Annotated in this window: 2 protein-coding genes; both read right to left on the bottom strand. The window is 47.1% G+C overall.

Annotated features, from left to right (window positions below; genetic code table 11):
- Positions 1-234, bottom strand: a 234-nt coding sequence (locus CFB82_RS43060; protein ID WP_218829056.1) for a hypothetical protein, incomplete at its 3' end; no start/stop codon positions are given.
- 9 nt (positions 235-243) lie between these two features.
- A complete protein-coding gene (locus CFB82_RS43055; RefSeq protein ID WP_143751100.1) occupies positions 244-843 on the bottom strand; it encodes a hypothetical protein in 600 nt (199 codons plus the stop codon).
- Between the last annotated feature and the right edge of the window lie 231 nt (positions 844-1,074).

Below are 1,074 nucleotides of genomic sequence, written 5' to 3'. Positions count from 1 at the left end.
CTCATACACCGCCTCCAACGTCAGTTCCTGTCGTCTGGCGATCTCTTTCGCTCGCACGCCGTCGCTGAACATCAGAATCGTCCGCGACCGGTCTCGTATTCGCCAATCACGACGGCTTCTCGCCATCGCTTCAAGCTTTGTACGTTCTTCCTGCGTCAGTTCCAGCGCTTTCAATGCCATCAGCTTCGTTGCTCGTCCCGTCCAGTTCGAACCATGATTGTAGAGACATTTCATGTCGAAGGCTTATGCGGGAAGTGGGTACGATTCATCGACATTCAGTAGCTGTCCCGCAGACTCTGCTGCCATTGATGCGTACATTAAAACAAATGTGACGATTGCACTGACAATAATCAATATTCCCGTGACCACTGAATTGAAAATTTTTAATTGAGGCAGCGCAAAAGTAGTAATAAAGTAGAATACGATTGAAGACAATAAAAGAACCTGAAAGGTCTGCTTGAATGTAAACTTCCGCCATGCGACAGGACGGTTGTCTTTATAGCTGGATTCGATTGGACTGAATTTAACGAATCGTCCGGCGCGTCCGATTGTGCGAAACATTTCAATAGCACTATCCCTTTCAAATACGAATCGAATCTCATCACCGCTTAAATTGATTCCAAATGCGTCTTTGACCGCAAGCTGGAGGGCACCAGATGGAATTGCGCGCCAGTCCCTTTTTTTCTTCATCAAATCAAATAGACGCTTCGTACGCCCCTGCGAGAAACGTTGATTCCCGTCGCGCCACTTCAAGTAACCCATAATGGGGACACCGCCCCCTGCAACCCATACAAGGATGCTGTGGCCTTTTTCCAAAAAATTCATAATCAAATCAAAATTCATGTTTACTCCATGAATAGAATTGTCTTCGTTGCACTTCGATTTGACCGAGGTGATTCCGAGACTCACCCCTCCGATTGAAGTGCGACTGCCATAGGTTTTGATTCTAAGCCTTCGACATGAAATGTCTCTACAATCATGGTTCGAACTGGACGGGACGAGCAACGAAGCTGATGGCATTGAAAGCGCTGGAACTGACGCAGGAAGAACGTACAAAGCTTGAAGCGATGGCGA

Source organism: Burkholderia sp. HI2714, assembly GCF_002223085.1.
In the GTDB taxonomy this organism is placed as follows: domain Bacteria; phylum Pseudomonadota; class Gammaproteobacteria; order Burkholderiales; family Burkholderiaceae; genus Burkholderia; species Burkholderia lata_D.
This window is presented reverse-complemented; position numbering and strand designations above follow the sequence as displayed.